Annotated in this window: 11 protein-coding genes; all 11 read left to right on the top strand. The window is 60.0% G+C overall.

Annotated features, from left to right (window positions below):
* The first annotated feature begins 75 nt into the window (after positions 1–75).
* The 11 genes from ACVWNW_RS03155 to ACVWNW_RS03105 all read left to right on the top strand — a co-directional run bounded on the left by ACVWNW_RS03155 (position 76) and on the right by ACVWNW_RS03105 (position 16099).
* Positions 76–1065 carry a carbohydrate ABC transporter permease gene (locus ACVWNW_RS03155; RefSeq protein WP_454482981.1) on the top strand — a complete coding sequence of 330 codons (990 nt, stop codon included), beginning with the start codon at positions 76–78 and terminating at the stop codon, positions 1063–1065.
* Positions 1066–1068: 3 nt separating this feature from the next.
* Complete coding sequence (locus ACVWNW_RS03150) at positions 1069–1968, top strand: carbohydrate ABC transporter permease (protein WP_454482979.1); 900 nt, start codon at positions 1069–1071, stop codon at positions 1966–1968.
* A gap of 3 nt (positions 1969–1971) precedes the next feature.
* Positions 1972–2865, top strand: a complete 894-nt coding sequence (locus ACVWNW_RS03145) for a YesL family protein (RefSeq protein WP_454482977.1) — start codon at positions 1972–1974, stop codon at positions 2863–2865.
* 54 nt (positions 2866–2919) lie between these two features.
* Positions 2920–5631, top strand: coding sequence for an alpha-L-rhamnosidase-related protein (locus ACVWNW_RS03140; RefSeq protein WP_454482975.1), 2712 nt, complete (start codon positions 2920–2922; stop codon positions 5629–5631).
* A gap of 219 nt (positions 5632–5850) precedes the next feature.
* Entirely contained in the window at positions 5851–6372 is a 522-nt protein-coding gene (gene rplJ / locus ACVWNW_RS03135; RefSeq protein ID WP_015022404.1) for a 50S ribosomal protein L10, read from the top strand.
* Positions 6373–6475: 103 nt separating this feature from the next.
* A complete protein-coding gene (gene rplL, locus ACVWNW_RS03130; protein WP_045924837.1) occupies positions 6476–6856 on the top strand; it encodes a 50S ribosomal protein L7/L12 in 381 nt (126 codons plus the stop codon).
* A gap of 319 nt (positions 6857–7175) precedes the next feature.
* The gene (locus tag ACVWNW_RS03125; protein ID WP_454482972.1) at positions 7176–8717 is read left to right on the top strand and encodes a glycoside hydrolase family 30 protein; all 1542 of its coding nucleotides are present in this window, start codon (positions 7176–7178) and stop codon (positions 8715–8717) included.
* A 51-nt stretch (positions 8718–8768) separates the two neighbouring features.
* Positions 8769–10304: a glycoside hydrolase family 30 protein gene (locus ACVWNW_RS03120; RefSeq protein ID WP_454482970.1), complete on the top strand. Its 1536-nt coding sequence runs from the start codon at positions 8769–8771 to the stop codon at positions 10302–10304.
* 250 nt (positions 10305–10554) lie between these two features.
* On the top strand, positions 10555–12147 hold the full coding sequence (locus tag ACVWNW_RS03115; protein ID WP_454482968.1) for a variant leucine-rich repeat-containing protein: 1593 nt from the start codon (positions 10555–10557) through the stop codon (positions 12145–12147).
* A gap of 8 nt (positions 12148–12155) precedes the next feature.
* Positions 12156–15866 (top strand): helicase, encoded by a 3711-nt coding sequence (locus ACVWNW_RS03110; protein WP_454482966.1) that lies wholly within the window; start codon positions 12156–12158, stop codon positions 15864–15866.
* Positions 15866–16099 (top strand): hypothetical protein, encoded by a 234-nt coding sequence (locus ACVWNW_RS03105; protein ID WP_454482964.1) that lies wholly within the window; start codon positions 15866–15868, stop codon positions 16097–16099. Before ACVWNW_RS03110 ends, ACVWNW_RS03105 begins: the two co-directional genes overlap by 1 nt.
* Positions 16100–16104: the final 5 nt, after the last annotated feature.

Genomic DNA, 16104 nt, shown 5'->3' with positions numbered 1-16104 from the left:
GATTTTGATTCGGATCCCCTGCACCGTGCCTGATTTCCAGGGGGACCGTAAGGCACGGGTGTGAAGGAGATGAGTATGTCAGAAATACAGGAACCGATTGTGAATGGCACAGCGGAGGCAACCCTCCCACCGACAATAGGGGGTTCTGGCGGTGGGCGAAACAAGAGATCCGGCGGACGCAACAGTGTCGACGCTAAAGCCATCTCCCATCGGAATTTGCGCAATGGCTTGCTTTTCGTCTCGCCCAATTTTATCGGGTTCATAGCGCTGACCCTGTTCCCGACGCTAACCCTCTTCTACATAGCCTTCACCCGCTGGTCGGCCTTTGGTAGCCCTATTTTCAACGGATTGAAGAACTGGTCGCGGCTGACCCGTGACCGGATTTTCATGCAATCGGTCTGGAACACCATCTACTACTCCCTGGTGCACATTCCGCTGACGTTGATCCTGGCCTTCGGGCTGGCTGTGCTGCTCAATTCCAAACTGCGCGGTCGAGCCTTCTTCCGCACAGTGGCTTTCTTCCCTTATATAACTTCCATAGTTGCTGCCGCTCAAGTCTGGGGCATGCTTTTCGACCCCAAATCCGGACCCATCAACATGTTGCTCAAACTGTTTGTCTCCAATCCTCCGGGGTGGCTGGGCTCCACGGCCTGGGCCATGCCAGCGGTCATCATCGTCGGCACCTGGAGAGAGGTCGGCTATTACATGATCCTGCTTCTGGCCGGCCTGCAGACCATCCCCTCGGAGATGTTCGAGGCGGCGGAACTGGATGGAGCCAACGGCTGGCAAAGGTTCTGGCATGTGACCGTGCCAATGATGCGCCCCACCCTCTTCTTCGTGATGGTCACCCTAACCATTGGTTCTTTCAAGATCCTGGATCTGACCCTGGTCATGACCAACGGTGGGCCTGGCACGAGCACCCTGGTCCTGGCCCAGTACATTTACCGGGTGGCCTTCGAACGCGGAGACTTCGGGTATGCATCAACTGTGTCCCTGGTTCTCCTGGCCATCTGCATGGTGGTCACCCTGGCACAGTTCTGGTACAACAACTCCAAGGAGGACTGACGCATGACAAGTCCCATCTCAACTACTATTGACCAGCGCAATTCCGGAGAGGACATACCCTGGAACGTCCACAAGGCTTCTCCGACAAAAGTGATCGGCTCCGTTATCGGATACGCCGCAATGCTGGCGGTCAGCGCTTTCGTGCTGCTGCCCTTCGTCTGGATGGTCCTTTCCTCGCTCAAGCCGAACAACGAGGTCTACGCCATCCCCATCAAGTGGTTCCCCTCTGTCTGGCAGTGGGGCAATTACCTGGACATCTGGACCAAGTCCGACATGATGACCTGGCTGGTCAACACCGTTTTCTTCGCTATCGTGGTGACTTTTCTTCAGGTTTTCACCGGTTCTTTCGCTGCTTATGGCTTCTCTAAAATTCCTTTTCGAGGAAGAACTACCCTCTTCTTGATTTATATCGCTACTATGGCCGTGCCATGGCAGGCTTATATGATTCCCCAGTTCAAGATGATTTCTGCAGTGGGGCTGTCTGACACGCGTTGGTCCATCATCCTTCTGCAGGCTTTTGGCGCCTTTGGCGTTTTTATGATGAAGCAGTTCTACGACACCATTCCCGAGGATCTGTCCGAGGCAGCCAGGCTGGACGGTTTGAGCGAGTTCGGCATCTACTGGCGCATCATACTGCCTCTGTCTGGGCCATCTTTGGCGGCCTTGGCCATTATCACCTTCACAAATACTTGGAATGACTACATGGGGCCGTTAATCTACCTGCGTTCGCAGAAGCTATACACCATCCAGCTGGGCCTCAAGCTATTCATCTCTCAATACAATGCCGACTATGCCATGATCATGACCGGCTCAGTTCTTTCGGTCCTGCCCATTCTGATCGTCTTCCTCATCGGTCAGAAGCAGTTCATCGCCGGCATTGCGACATCCGGCATGAAAGGTTGAGCCTTGGCTGGAAGCGATGGCGACCAGGGGCGTCCTGCAAAGGGCTACGCCATGCGGGCCCTCTTGGGGATCACCAACTCCATTGCGGTGGTGCTGGGTGCTGGATGCTGCTCTCTGCTGGGGATGCTGCCTATGGCTGCTGTACTGATCTTTCTGAGAGATCTGCAGTACTTCCCGACTTATCTGCTGTCAGTCGTACTGTCCGCGCCTGGTCTGGCTGCCCTCTTTGCCATCTATCGCGATCATCCAGGCCTGTCATCGGCCTCTGCCCGGGCCAGGCGGCAGGCCGTGGATTCCATGACAGAGCATGGGCAGTCTCTGCCGGATTGGATAGCGAAACCCTATGTGGATTCGGGTACGGTCTATGGATTCTTCCGTGCATACTGGCGGGCCTACAAGGTTCTGGCCCTGAGGTCATGGGCGATTTGGCTGCCTCTGGGGCTCATCGCCTTCGCGCTGATCTATGATCTGCAGATTGCATCGCAGCTCTCATGGGGCCAGATTCTGTTCCTCCCCATCCTGGTATGCCTGCTGCTCCTGGTTCAGACCGCCTTGGTCTCTCTGGTGCTACTGGTGGAATATCCCCGGGCGCGCATCCGCAAGGTGTTGATCAACGGCATCCTCCTGTCGGTGCGTCGCTGGTACATGCTGGTTCTATCGCTGGCCGTCCTGGCTGGGTATGCCTGGGGGCTGATGCGCTCGCCCATCCTGGTGGCTCTTCTGGCCACAGGTCTAATCTGGTATCTGGTCTGGGCGGCTGTTCGGTGGCAGGCCGACCCCTTCTTCCAACAGATGGCCCGTGAGAGCGGGGACCCGGGTGTCCAGGCCATGTATGGACTGCCTGACGCTGGAGCCAAGGGCTCCTCCTTCACTGCGCTGCAGGACTACCGGCAATAGCGGTTCATGGAGAACAGTTGTATTTAAGAGCAGGCTCAAGGAGGATTCGCTGGAATGGGCTGTGAGCCTTTGCAGGTGCTGATCGAGGACCGGGACCGTCCTGTGGATATCGAGCCGGGGACCAGGCCCACGGTCAGGTGGAGGCTGGATCCTTTGCCGTCCTGGGCGGATAGGGTCCGTTTGGCCAGGGTGCGAGTCTTTGAACAGCCTAAGGGGCGGGTACTTGCAGACACTGGCATCCAACCTGCGGACGAGCTTAATGGAAGCCGTCTGCCTGGACCTGATATGGATCCTTCGCGACGGTATTGGCTGACCGTTCTTCTGCTGGATGCACAGGGCCGTCGGCTGATGGGATCTGAACCCATCACCTTTGGCACAGGGCCTGGCCTGGTCTGGCACGCTCGAGCCATTTGGTCCGAAGAGGACGAAAAGAACTCCTCAGGTCCTCAGGGCAATGCCAAAGGTTGGGCCCTGATGCGTGGCGTGGTCCGGCTGCCCCCGGGGCCGATTCTCTGGGCTAGTCTGTACGCGACCGCTGACAGCACCGTACCTGCGCGTCAGTTTGTCCACCGACTATGGCTCAACGGGCGTTTTCTGGGTTGTGGACCGGTATTTCCCTTGGATGGAGAGGATCGTTACAGGGGCTACGATGTCACCGGCCTCTTGCGTCCGGGAGAGGAGAATGTTCTGGGCGTTGTGGCCTATGCCATGGAAGGCCGACGCTTTCAGGCCCAGTTGGATGTGGGCCGGCCTGACGGCAGTGTGGAGCACTACGGCACGGACGCCGAATGGAAGGCTATTAGCGGTGCCAAGGCCTTTCCTGACAGCGCGTCCATCGGCACAACCTACTATCAGGCTCCGGCTGAGGACATCGACCTGTCCCGATATCCTTGGGGTTTTTCTCGGCCGGGCTTTGACGACTCTGCCTGGCGGAAGGTTCGGATTCGGCCCTCATTCTCCAAGTGCCTTGCCGCTCCTGCAGATGGCACCAGACTGACTCGGGTGAAAGCTCATAGGGTTTTGGCGGCTGCTCCTGGCCATCTTCTGCTGGACTTCGGCTCCGTGCGGTTGGGCGGCATCGGGCTTCGGGTGGATCTGTCGCAACATTTGGATCTGACCGTCCGCTACGGGGAGGTTTTGGACGGCCAGGGAGGCGTTCGTTACCGTCTGGCCACCTCCAACGTCTATCAGGATCGCTGGCGGCTGCAACCTGGCAGCAACCGGGCACAGACTTGGGGGATCCGGGTCTTTCGATATCTGGAGCTAATCTGGCCTGCGGAATCTGACCCTGAAGGGTTGCTGGCGAGCCTGTCTGACGGGGGCCTGTGGGCAGAGTGCCTTGAGGCTCCCGTATATGACGACCACGCCAGTTTTCATTGCGACAGGCCTCTGTTGGATGAGGTCTGGCAGCTGGGGCGGAACACCATCAGGGGACTCAACGCTGACATCTACGTCGATTCCTGGACCAGGGAGCGGGCTCCCTATGAGGCTGATGCCTGGATCCAGCAGCGGGCTCATATGGTGCTGGATGATGCGCCCGCCCTGGGCCGTTACAGTGTGGACTATCTGATCGCCAACAGAACCTGGCCCACCGAGTGGCCCCTCTACAGCATTTTGGCTGTGCACGATACCTGGATGCACACCGGAGATCTGACCCAGGCGGCAGCCCAGTACGAACGGCTGATGGGACTGCTGCCAGACAAATATCTGGACCAAGACAGCGGATTGATCGTCAAGGACCCCGGCACTTCTAGCCAGATGGATGGCGACCTGGTCGACTGGCCGCCCGTTGAACGCGATGGATATGTCTTCGGTCGTGTCAACACGGTCATCAACGCACTGGCCAGTGCCGCCTATCAAGCCATGGCTCGTCTGTCACGGGCCTTGGGCCGTCGCAGCAGAGCTGCCCGTCTGGCAGAGGTGTCCCGAAAAATGCAGGAGGCCCTGGATGAGCGGCTCTACGATCCAGCGGTCGGCGCCTACCGAGATGGTCTGCTAGACGGTCCCGAGGGCCCGGCCATCGATCACTGCGCAATGCATGCTTCGGCCTTTGTTCTGGCTTTTGCGCCTCCCTCTGATCCCGCTCGTCTGGAGGCGGTCGGTGCCTATCTGCGTCGTAGAGGGATGGCCTGCAGCGCCTATGTGGCCGCCGTGCTTTTGGATGGACTTTATCGATCGGGTCTAGGGGCTGATGCCTTGGCTCTGCTTTCGGCAGGTGACGGTATCCGCACCTGGAAGCATATGCTGGACCAGGGTGCTGGAGGCACCATGGAGGCTTGGGACCCATCGATCAAATCCAACACCACCTATTCGCACCCCTGGGGGGCCTCGCCTGTCTGGCTGATTTCCAGCGGGCTGATGGGGCTGCGGCCTTTGAAACCCGGGTACCGAGAATTCGTTGCCGCGCTCCAACCTGGAGGTCTGGGCAGGGCCGAGCTGACCATGCCCGTGCCCACTGGGGACATCCATATCTCCTATAGGATTACAGGAAAAGTGGATAGCAGGCCAGGGTTTGTCCTCCTGCCGGATATCGATCTGGACCTGGTGGTGCCGCAGGGCTGTCGGGGTCATTTGATCCTCCCGCCTATATGTGGTGTCAGGCCAGGGGGTCAGGTCGAGGCCTTGCTGGACGGGTCGCCAATCATGCTGAAGGCCTTGGATGCCGACAATCGGGTGGCCGGCATTCGTTGCAGAGCGGGATCGTTGCTTGCGGATGCGCTGCCCTGCGGCCATCACCATCTGGTGCTGCCGCACGCGCAGGCTTGACAGTCTTTTCTGATCTGTGTATTGTTAGCCGTTGCATACCAAAGACCGTTGGTCGGGACCCTTGGGTCTCCTAAGTTCGGTTGATCGAGCCAGCACAGGTTGAGTTTCAAATCGGTCCTTGCGACCTGTTTTCCGCTCTGCCTGTCGGCAGGGCTTTCTTTTTGCCCGCCATGCTCAGTCGTCCGGCTCCCTCCAGAGGTCTGTCTAGGAAGGAACGCCATGAAAAGGCCCGAAAAGGAAGAGGCTGTCGCCAGGCTGACGGACAAGTTCCGTGACGCCGATGCCATCATCCTCACCGAGTACCGCGGGCTCAGTGTTCCGCAGGTCGCCGATCTGCGAAACAAGCTAGGCCGCGATACTTCCTACAACGTGGCGAAGAACACGCTAGCCCGGATTGCGGCCAAAGAGGCTGGAATCGAGGGTCTCGATGAGATGCTTGCCGGCCCCTGCGCCATCACCTTCGTCAAGGGTGATTACGTCAATGCCGCCAAGACGCTGCGTGATTTCGCCAAGGACAACCCGGCACTGATCGTCAAGGGCGGCTTCATTGATGGAGCTGTTGCTGACGCGGATGCCATGGAGAAAATCGCGGATCTGGAATCCCGCGATGTTCTGCTCTCCCGGATGGCCGGCGCGCTCAAGGGCACCATGTCCAAGGCCGCCAACCTGTTCGTCGCTGTGCCTACCAAGGCCGTGCGCACGTTCGACGCCCTGCGCGAGAAGCAGGAAAAGGCCGCCTGAGTTCACGGCCATTGGCCCGGATTCATACGGTAAACGCAAAAAAAGATGTTCGGTGATCGGCCTACCAGTCAATGCCGGTCGCCACAAATGAAAGGAAGCCATTATGGCCAAGCTCTCCGCTGACGAGCTCATCGACGCGTTCAAGGAAATGACTCTGGTCGAGCTGTCCGACTTCGTCAAGAAGTTCGAGGACGAGTTCGACGTCGAGGCCTCTGCCCCTGTGGCCGTGGCCGCTGCCGCCCCCGGTGCCGCTGCTCCTGCTGAGGAGGAGAAGACCGAGTTCGACGTCGTCCTCTCCGCCATCGGCGACAAGAAGATCCAGGTCATCAAGGCTGTCAAGGCCATCACCAACCTGGGCCTGGCCGACGCCAAGGCTCTGGTTGACGGTGCCCCCAAGGCTGTCCTGGAAGGCGCCAAGAAGGAAGACGCCGACAAGGCCAAGGCCCAGCTGGAAGAGGCCGGCGCAACCGTCGAGCTCAAGTAGTCATCGGCTCTTCTGAGCTCTTGTATCTTGAAAAGCCCCAAACCGTCAATGACGATGCGGGGCTTTTTCTTATACATCCTGTCGGCCGTGCGCCCGGGGTGGATGCGCTGCTCTGAGCCAACCTGCACCCGGCAAGTATGGGCACTGCGCTTTGCAGTCGAAGCGCAGTTTTAGCTGATCAGGAGCATAGCTATGACCCTGGATCGCAATGATCGAAGTTGATCGAAACAGTTTGTTCATGATTGGATTCGCTGCTAAGCTGAGCCCTGTCCTATCGACCACGACGCCGATGCCCAGATATGACAACGAGAGAGCAATCATGACTATCACCTTCACCAACCAGTTCTGGACCGTGACCTCTGGTGACCTGACCGATCGCCGCCGGCCTCTGCAAGCCCCTCCAATGGGGGAGAAGCCCAAGGATGCCAAGCCCATCGTCATCGATCCCTGCCAGCGCCATCAGCCCTGGATCGGGGCCGGAGCCGCCATCACTGATGCCGCTGCATCGCTGATCTGGGGCAGCCAATCCGCGCTGCAAAGACATGCCCTTCTGGACGACATGTTCAACCCTGACAAGGGCGGTTTTTCGGTCATCCGCATTCCGCTGGGCTCCTGCGAGCCGTCCTCCCAGCCCTACTACACCTATGACGACATCCCCTTCGGCGAGCAGGACAGGGATCTGGTCAGGTTCTCTCTGGGTGAGGGTGAGCCCGGTGCCCCGGACGCCACCAAGGACTACAAGTACATCATCCCCGTCGTGCAAGAGATACTGTCCATCAATCCTGCCGTGAAGATCATCGCATCCCCTTGGACTGCACCAGCCTGGATGAAGAATACCGGCCACCTGTGCATGGGTGGCCATCTTCGTTTCAATGAGTGGACAGGCAACGGCTATGATCCGCTGGAGGACTCTGTCGAAGGGGCCTATGCTCGTTACTTCGCCCGCTACATCGACGAGATGGAGGCCATAGGCATCCCCATCTGGGCGGTCACTGTACAGAACGAGCCCTCCAATGCAGCTCCATGGCCGGCCATGCTCTGGACGCTGGCCCAGCAGGCCGACTTTGCCCACCGCTTCTTGAGGCCTGCGTTGGATCGTCGGCACACCCAGGTGCGCATTTTCATCAACGATGACTCGGGACACTGCCTGACCAGACCGGTCGACAAGGATGTCACCGCAGAACAGGCCCGGTCCATCGACGGTCTTACCTTGCATACCTATGACAACGACTACCCGCATCTGGATTATGCCAACCGGGTCTATCCGCAGTGGCTCTATGGCATGACCGAGCGTCGCTGCATGCTGAACCAGACCCCGGAGGATGCCGCACACATCATGTCTGGCGTTATCGGCAACTGGCTGGTTCGGCATGGTTCCTCCTTCATCACCTTGTGGAACATGGCCCTGGACGAGCGTGGGCTGCCCAATCAGATCGGTGCCGACGGCAGACGCGGGGTGGTCACCATCGACCATGGCAGCGGCAAGGTTCGCAGGAACCTGGAGTATTTCATGCTCCGCAGCTTCGGCCAGGACGTGGAGCCGGGCTCAGTGGTGATCGACTCCAGCAACTACACCCCGGACGGCTGGAGTGGTTCGTTGGGCTCCGTGGCCTTCCTGGCACCGGACGGATCCATCGCCGCCCACATCTACAACCCCACAGGCAAGCCTATCAAGGCGGCAGTCACCGTCAACGGCTGGGGGGACCGCTGGCAGAGCGTGACCGTGCCCGCCTGGGGGACCGTGACCATGCATGCGACGACGAGTGAGCGAATCAATGATTCGGCCGTGCCCGAGGATGAGGACTTCGCTCTACAGCTGCCTGCGCATACTGTGGACGACAAGGCTCCAGGACAGGACTGAGGCTCGGATCTGCAAACCGGGAAAGAGCCCGGCGGAAGGAGAAATGCGATTATGAAGGAGATCTGGACCGCGACGGCAGGGGATCTGTCCCAGCGGCGAGAACCCATAGCGACCCCGGAGACGACGAATGGGCCCGGTGCAGCCGTCCCCATAGTCATTGATCCAACCAGACGCTATCAGTACTGGGAGGGGGCTGGCGCTGCTCTGACGGATTCCAGCGCCTACCTATTCATGACGGCCATGGATGCCGACCAACGGCATCGGATTCTGACTGAGCTTTTTGATCCGGCTCAGGCGGGCCTGTCCACCTTGAGGATCTCCATGGGGTCCTGCGACTTCTCCAGCCAGCGCTACTACTCCTATGATGACCTGCCCGAGGGAGTACTGTCGGATGCGGGTATGTCCTACTTCTCCATTGGGCAGGGGAAGCCGGGCTCGCCCGAAGCCACCAGGGACATGAAGTACGTGGTCCCCGTCCTTCAGGAGATCATGGCCATCAACCCGGGCGTGCGGATTCTGGCCTCTCCCTGGAGCGCACCCGCCTGGATGAAGGACAGCGGTCGGCTGGACGGGGCTGGTCGTCTGCGGCTGGGGCAATACTGCGGCAACGGCTATCGTCGACAGGACACGGTCGATGCGGCCTATGCCCGCTATTTTGTCCGCTTTATCGAGGCTTACCAGAAGCTCGGGATTCCCATTGCAGCAGTGACCATGCAGAACGAGCCCTCAAACAATCCACCCTGGCCTATGACGATTTGGACCCCTGAGGAGCTGGTGCGCTGGGGTGTGGACTACCTGCGTCCGGCACTGGATCGCAGCTTCCCTGAGGTGGAGATCTTCTTCGGTGATGACGGCCTGAGGTTCTTCAGCCGTCCGGTCAGCGACTATATGACCCCTGTCGAAGCCCAGAGCTTTGCCGGTACGGCTATGCATACATATTCCGGCCTGCCCAAGTGGGTCGTGAATGCCACCAGGCAGTTCCCCGGATGGCGCTCGGTCATGAGTGAGCGGCGCTGCATGCTGGACGAGCATGTGGACGAGGCCAGCCATGTCATGTTCGGAGAGATCGGCATCGGACTGGTCCGCCAGGGCGTGGGCATGATTGACCTGTGGAATCTGGCTCTGGATGAGCAGGGTCTGCCCAGTTGGGCGCGGACTATGGGCCGGCGCGGGGTCATCACCATCGATTCCCAAACTGGCGGTGTCAAGCGCAATCTGGAATACTTCATGCTCCGTAATTTCGGGCAGGATGTGCCGGTCGGCGCTCGCAGGGTGGCCTCCACCAGCTATACCCGCGACGGCAGGACAGGCGGTCTGGGCTCGGTCGCCTTCGTTCGCGACGACGGCGAGCTCAGCGTAATCCTCTACAACCCGACCGGAGAGCCTATCCGGGCAGCCCTGACCGTCAATGGCTGGGGCGCCAGCTGGCGACCGGTGAGTGTACCGGCTTTCGGGACGGTCTCCTGTCATGTGTCAGACTCCGACCACGTAAACCGCAGTAGGGTGCCGGAGGATGACCAATTCGTTGTCCATATGACTCCGCACCCAGCTGATGACCACGATGAGGGAGAGGACGACCAGGACTGATTCGATGATGGCGGCCGCTGATTGACTCTGATGGTTTTATCCGGAGCCAGGGCGGCCGCCATTTTATGTGGTTCACTTCGATGCCCAAGCCTTGCCTGCAGGGAAGGCTCACTGCTCCGGCATGTCTGCCAGTCCTTCATGTGTCCTTTATCAGTTAATTCGGCACGCAATCAATCCTATCTCTGGGTTTCATGACAGAATAGGCGATAGTACCGAGTGAAGGCGGCTGCAGATTTGGGAGGTCGAAAACGTGAGTGACGATCGGCGACCGGGGCAGGTGTGGATAATCAAGTTCAATGGGACGGAAGAGACCCGGCTCAAGCCTGGCGAGACCGTCGAGATCGGCCGCAAGCCTCTGCGTCCGCTGCCCGATGACGGCCGGCGTCGTCTGGAGGTGACCGATCAGACTAAATCCATGTCAAAACGACATGCCATTTTCACCGTCGATCAGGACGGTTTGGCCACCCTGCGCGACATGGGTTCCACCAACGGGTCCTATCTGATCCAGTCTGACGGATCACTGGTCAGGCTGCCTGTGGATGCCGCTTACCCCCTGTCCAGCACCTCGGCTCGTTTCCAGTTCGGTGATGTTCCTGTCGATTTCGTGCGCATCAGCAATCCCGAAGAAGACCAGACCGATCCTTCGCTCCGGGTACCTGACCTCTTCTCATACTCCACACAGCCCCGCGGCACGGTGGAGCCTGATGCAGCTGACATGTCCGTTGACGACATTCTGGACATGCGCGCCGGCGAGCCCACCGGCATCTTCAAGGCCGACGGGGTCCGCAACCGGGTCACCGCCCTTCATGATATGGCCCTGGGTGCCGCCAGGACAGCCGATTCTTCCCAAGAGGCGGACGGAATTTCACAAGATCGTCCCAGGTCTGCCTCAGTTGCTCGCGACTCGGAGGATAGCGCGTCGCCGCCTTTCTCCGGAAGATCAGCGTCTGCGAATACGCGTGACTCGCAAGCGCGGTATTATGACGATCCTGATTCAGCAGAGCGTGGCCAGACTGACAAGGGATCGGCAGGTACTGGCTCGGCAGATGGTCAGGTAGCTGACCCTCGCAGAGCCTATGCTGACCAGCCGGATGACAAAGAATTCGAAGGCCGCGAGGGTGGCCGGCGTGAAGGGGACTTCCAGGCTCAGGACTCTCGTGACGAAGACCGCCGACCCCTGCCGTGGCAGGAGGACGAATCCGAGCAGGGTCTGCCGCTGGTCGGCACCCAGGAGGAGGACAGGCAGCCGGTCGACCGTGACCTTTTCGCTGATGCTCGTCGCTCGCGTTCCGCTGAATCCGCTCATGACCAGGAACGCTATGACCAGAATGCTAGTGATGATCGTGGTCAACAAGATGAAAGCGTCTCTTCCGACTACAAAGGCCATGCAGACGGCCAGTCCAGACAAGGCCGGGGGGGCGAATCAGGCTCAGCCCAGGGGTTCACCCCGCTGGGAGCTGTGGAGCTGGCCCGCCTGTCCAAGGAGGAACCGGATCAGTCCCGGCTTCCTGATCCAGCGGAAAAGCCGGATGATGACCATCAATACCAGCCGGCCTTTGAGCCCGGATCCGTCTTCGAACGGGTTTCCAAGGGCGACTATGACCGTGGCCAGGAAGCCATAGAGGTGGACGGGATGAGTTCTGATGATGCCAAGCGAACCGGGGACTTCGCCCTGCAGTTCGCCATGGCCAAGCATCGGCAGCTGCTGCCTTTCCTGGCCATGAACCCGGCCCTTTACGATGATCTTTACGCCTGGTTGGAGGCCCAGGGCGACCGGGACATCGATGCGGCCCTGCAAAACAATGAGGGGTATCACGAATATCTGAACGCCGTGCGGAAGTGAGTAGACGGATGAGCGAGATGGTAATGAGCACCGGGGGATCAGAACAGGGCAAACGTACCGAGGATGCACAGGCATCAGCGGCCGAATCCTCCCCTGACCGTGCGGCGGAAGAGGTCAAAGCTCCGCTGACTCCTCTGGATCGAATTCGAGGATGGCGCCAGGAATACCAGAACCAGGTGGGATTGACTCCTCTGGAGAGTGTATCGCAGCTGGCCGCGCAGATGGACCTGTCACATGCGCATCCTTCAGGCATTGCACAGCTTTTCGCCAGCGGCCAGGTCCATCTGGATGCGCTCTTCCGAGACCGGGGCATGCTGCGCGCGGCCCACCGGCGCATGGAGCGTGTTCTGGACGATCAGGCCGCCAAGGAGCGTGCCAGCGGCTTTGCCCAGCTCTCCATGGTGGTAGGAGTGGCTGCCTGGCAGGGGCGCGACATGCCTGTTCTGCTCTACCCTGTGCGTATTGATGAGAGCACACAGGGAACCTCCAGAGCCTCCATCAGATTCACAGGCAAGGTGGATCTTAATCCTGCCTTGATCTCAGCCATGCGCGAGCGAGGCATCACCCTGGATCCCGACCGCCTGTTTTCCGCCTCCCATTATCAGGGCGGCACGCCGGAAACTTCATCGCTGTTCAAGGACATGACGGCCCTGATCACGCCGCATATCAGCGACTTCACCATCGAACGGAAAATTGTCCTGGGGTGTTTCATCGAGCCATCGGCCCAGCTGCTTGGTGAAAGCCTCCGGATTCTGGACCGGATGACTGTCGGGTCCACCGGTAACGATCTGCTGGATGCTTTGGCAGGCGACCAGGCGGCCTCCGAGCGGCTCAAGGGCGGATCCGTGCCCGACTACAGTCCCTTCGATGCGGATCCTCACAGCGAATTCGAGTCCGGAGATGTGGCCAACCGGGTCCGTTATGCAGCCCAGCTGGTGGCGACCGGACATAGCGTGCTTGTGGATGAACAGACCGGCCGCCACAGCGCTGACGATGCTTTGGCCATTGCCTCGCGTTGCGTCACCGCAGGCAGGACAGTGCTCTATGTGCCCTGTGTGGTGGAGGAGAAGCGGCGCTTCCAACACCGTCTGGAAGCTGCCGGGATGGCTGGCATGGCCCTTGACCTGACCGACGACCAACTGGGTCGGGTCCTGGATCAGCGTTTGATCGATGCGGTAGGCTTCAAACCCGGCAAGGCCAGCGAGCATTTTGATCAGGTGGCTGACGAGCTTGTAGGTGTCCGTTCCCGGCTGACCCGTTACCTGGGCGATCTTCATGGAGTGGATTCGGGCTGGGGAGTTTCGGCCTACCAGACGATTCAGAATCTGGCCAACATTGCCAACATGCCTACGCATCCTGCCACCCGTGTCCGTTTGGGTGCGGCCACGGCCCACAACCTGCAGCCCGAGTTGGATGCCTGGGCGGACAAGCTGGAGAGGGCTGCCGAGCTGGGCGAATTCGTCATCGGCCCCCAAGACACTCCCTGGTTCGGTGCCACATTGATCAACGATAACGAGGCCGTGGATGCTTACTCCCGTGTGGTTCGTCTTCTGCAGCGGCTTCTGCCGGACACCCGTGAGCAGGTCAAATCTACGGTAGAGACCTGTGGATTCCCCGTGCCGGCCACCGTCAAGGATTGGGGACGGCAGGTGGTGGTCCTCAAGAACCTGCGCCGTGTTCTGGATGTCTTCCAGCCCTCCATCTTCGAGCGCGACATTCCCGCCATGATCGAGGCCACCAAGTCCAAGGCCGATCGCAAGGCTGATGGCACCAATCTGGGGTTCTGGGAGCGTCGACGTCTTGTCAAGGAGGCTAAGAGCCTGCTCAGGCCTGGTGCGCAGGTCGAGGATCTGCACGAGTCACTGGTGGTGGTCTCCAAGCAGGCCGAGCAGTGGCGGACCTTCGTCCCCCACGGCGGCTGGCCGGTCCTGCCGCCCAAGCTGGACGTCATCATCGACACTCAGGAATCTCTGATTCGTGACATGACGGCTCTGGACACCGTCCTGGACTCAACTCCGGCTGGCGGTGATCTGGAGACCATGGACTTCAACAAGGTGGAGGAGCGGCTCAAGGCCCTCTTTGACGACCATACAGCCCTGGATACTTTGCCTGAACGCTGCGCTTTGGAGGGTGAATTCAACAAGGCGGGTCTGGATGGCCTGGTCCAGGATCTGCGCAACCGACAGGTTGAAGGTAAGGCGGTACGGGCCGAACTGCAGCTGGCGTGGTGGACCACGGTCTTTGACGACATCATGCGTTCCTCGCAGATCATCTCCAACCAGGACGGTTCCGCCTTATCCAACGCAGCCGACCGCTTTAGCCAGGTGGATGCACAGCACGTGGCCAGCATAGGGCCCATGGTTGCCCAGGAGAGCGAAAAGCGTCTGTCCGAGCTGCTCTTCTCGCGCACACAGGAGGCCAATCAGCTGCACACCATGCTGGCAGGCAACCCTGGTGCCTCCCTTCCGGTCTTCCAACAGGCCCATCCCAGCATACTGTCGGCGGCCAAGCCCATCATCATCGCGACTCCTGCTACGCTGGCGACCAGAACCAATCCGACACAGCTGGCCGATACGGTCATCATCGACGCCGGGGCCCATATGCCTTCCATTCAGGTCCTGACTGTGCTGGCTCGGGCCCGGCAGGTGGCAGTCATCGCCCACCGGCCGACCGTAACCTCGGATGGCCTCTTGCAGCTGATCGACCATCTGGTTCCGGTCACTGTCAAAGCCCGGCCCTCGCGCCGCTCGATTCGTCTGGACGCCTTCCTGAAGGATCACGGTTATGGGGATTTGTCGGCGCCTGTGCCCGATTGCCGGGAGCCTGGCAGGGTGACCCTGACCAGGGTGGAGGGTGTTGGCGTCCCGGTCATGGCCACCGGTCTGGTCGAGTCCAGCCAGCAGGAGGTCGCTGCTGTCGTCGACATGCTCAAGCGCAAGGCCGGATCTTTTTCCCTGGTACCGAACAGTTACCTGCTGACTGTGGTCACCCTGTCAGCTACCCATCGCTCCCGGCTGGGCGCTGAACTCAAGTCGGCAGCCGCCAAGGACAGGGTTTTCGCCAAGTTCCTGAGGCACGTACGCATTGTCGGCATTGACGAGGTCTGCGGTGCCCGGGCTACGGACGTGATCCTCACTCTGGGTTTTGCCAAGACCACCCATGGCCGTCTCCTGCAGCAGTTTGGCGATCTGGAAGGCGAAAGGGGCAAGGGCATGCTGCTGGATGCTCTGGTCTTGCCTGATCGGAATCTGGACATTGTCGCAGCTTTCTCTGCTGAGGATCTGGAGGATGACCGTCTTCACCAGCCTGGGCCGCGTCTGCTCAAGGATCTGTTGACCTGGGCTGAGCATCCTGACGCGGAGCCGGTCCGGCCCGAGCAGGCCGAGCAGTCCACCAATGTGCTCTTCCGGGATTTGGCCCAGCGGCTGCGGACCCGAGGGTTGGATGTTGCCCTGGATTACGGTTATGACCAGGCACCTCGAATTCCATTGGTGGTGGGGCTCAAGAACAAGCCCTATGCCTTGGCCGTGCTGACCGACGATGCCGAGTTCATGCACACCCAGTCCACCAGGGAGCGTCACCGGTTCACCACCGAGGACCTGCAATATCTTGGCTGGTCGGTCATGACGGTCTGGAGCGTTTCGGCCTTTGTCAACCCTGACAAGGAAGCCGATAGGATCGTCGCTCGCCTTGCCGATATCTACCATCAGGCGCGTTGATGGCGGATGATCAGCTAGACCGGGGAAATCAGCCCGGTAATCCTGCAGCTTCACGCCGACGTCGGCATCGCCGGGTGGTTCGCCCAGGCACGGAACGGTTCGACGTTGACGGCATCGAGGAGGATCCTCAGGACCAGGTCTGTACCCAGGATCGTCTTGACGGGGATGACCGACGGATCCTGGGTGAGCTGCCGCCACATTGGGGACTCTTCCCCAATGAGCGTGGCGACTGACTGCT

Source organism: Bifidobacterium sp. JNUCC 75, from assembly GCF_054819865.1.
Note: the sequence above shows the minus strand (reverse complement) of the source record. Positions and strands in the feature narration are given on the sequence as shown.

Bases quoted from the DNA above. Each gene is read 5' to 3' on its own strand.
- ACVWNW_RS03155 (WP_454482981.1), top strand. From the start codon at position 76: ATGTCAGAAATACAGGAACCGATTGTGAATGGCACAGCGGAGGCAACC.
- ACVWNW_RS03150 (WP_454482979.1), top strand. From the start codon at position 1,069: ATGACAAGTCCCATCTCAACTACTATTGACCAGCGCAATTCCGGAGAG.
- ACVWNW_RS03140 (WP_454482975.1), top strand. From the start codon at position 2,920: ATGGGCTGTGAGCCTTTGCAGGTGCTGATCGAGGACCGGGACCGTCCT.
- rplJ (WP_015022404.1), top strand. From the start codon at position 5,851: ATGAAAAGGCCCGAAAAGGAAGAGGCTGTCGCCAGGCTGACGGACAAG.
- rplL (WP_045924837.1), top strand. From the start codon at position 6,476: ATGGCCAAGCTCTCCGCTGACGAGCTCATCGACGCGTTCAAGGAAATG.
- ACVWNW_RS03125 (WP_454482972.1), top strand. From the start codon at position 7,176: ATGACTATCACCTTCACCAACCAGTTCTGGACCGTGACCTCTGGTGAC.
- ACVWNW_RS03120 (WP_454482970.1), top strand. From the start codon at position 8,769: ATGAAGGAGATCTGGACCGCGACGGCAGGGGATCTGTCCCAGCGGCGA.
- ACVWNW_RS03110 (WP_454482966.1), top strand. From the start codon at position 12,156: ATGAGCGAGATGGTAATGAGCACCGGGGGATCAGAACAGGGCAAACGT.
- ACVWNW_RS03105 (WP_454482964.1), top strand. From the start codon at position 15,866: ATGGCGGATGATCAGCTAGACCGGGGAAATCAGCCCGGTAATCCTGCA.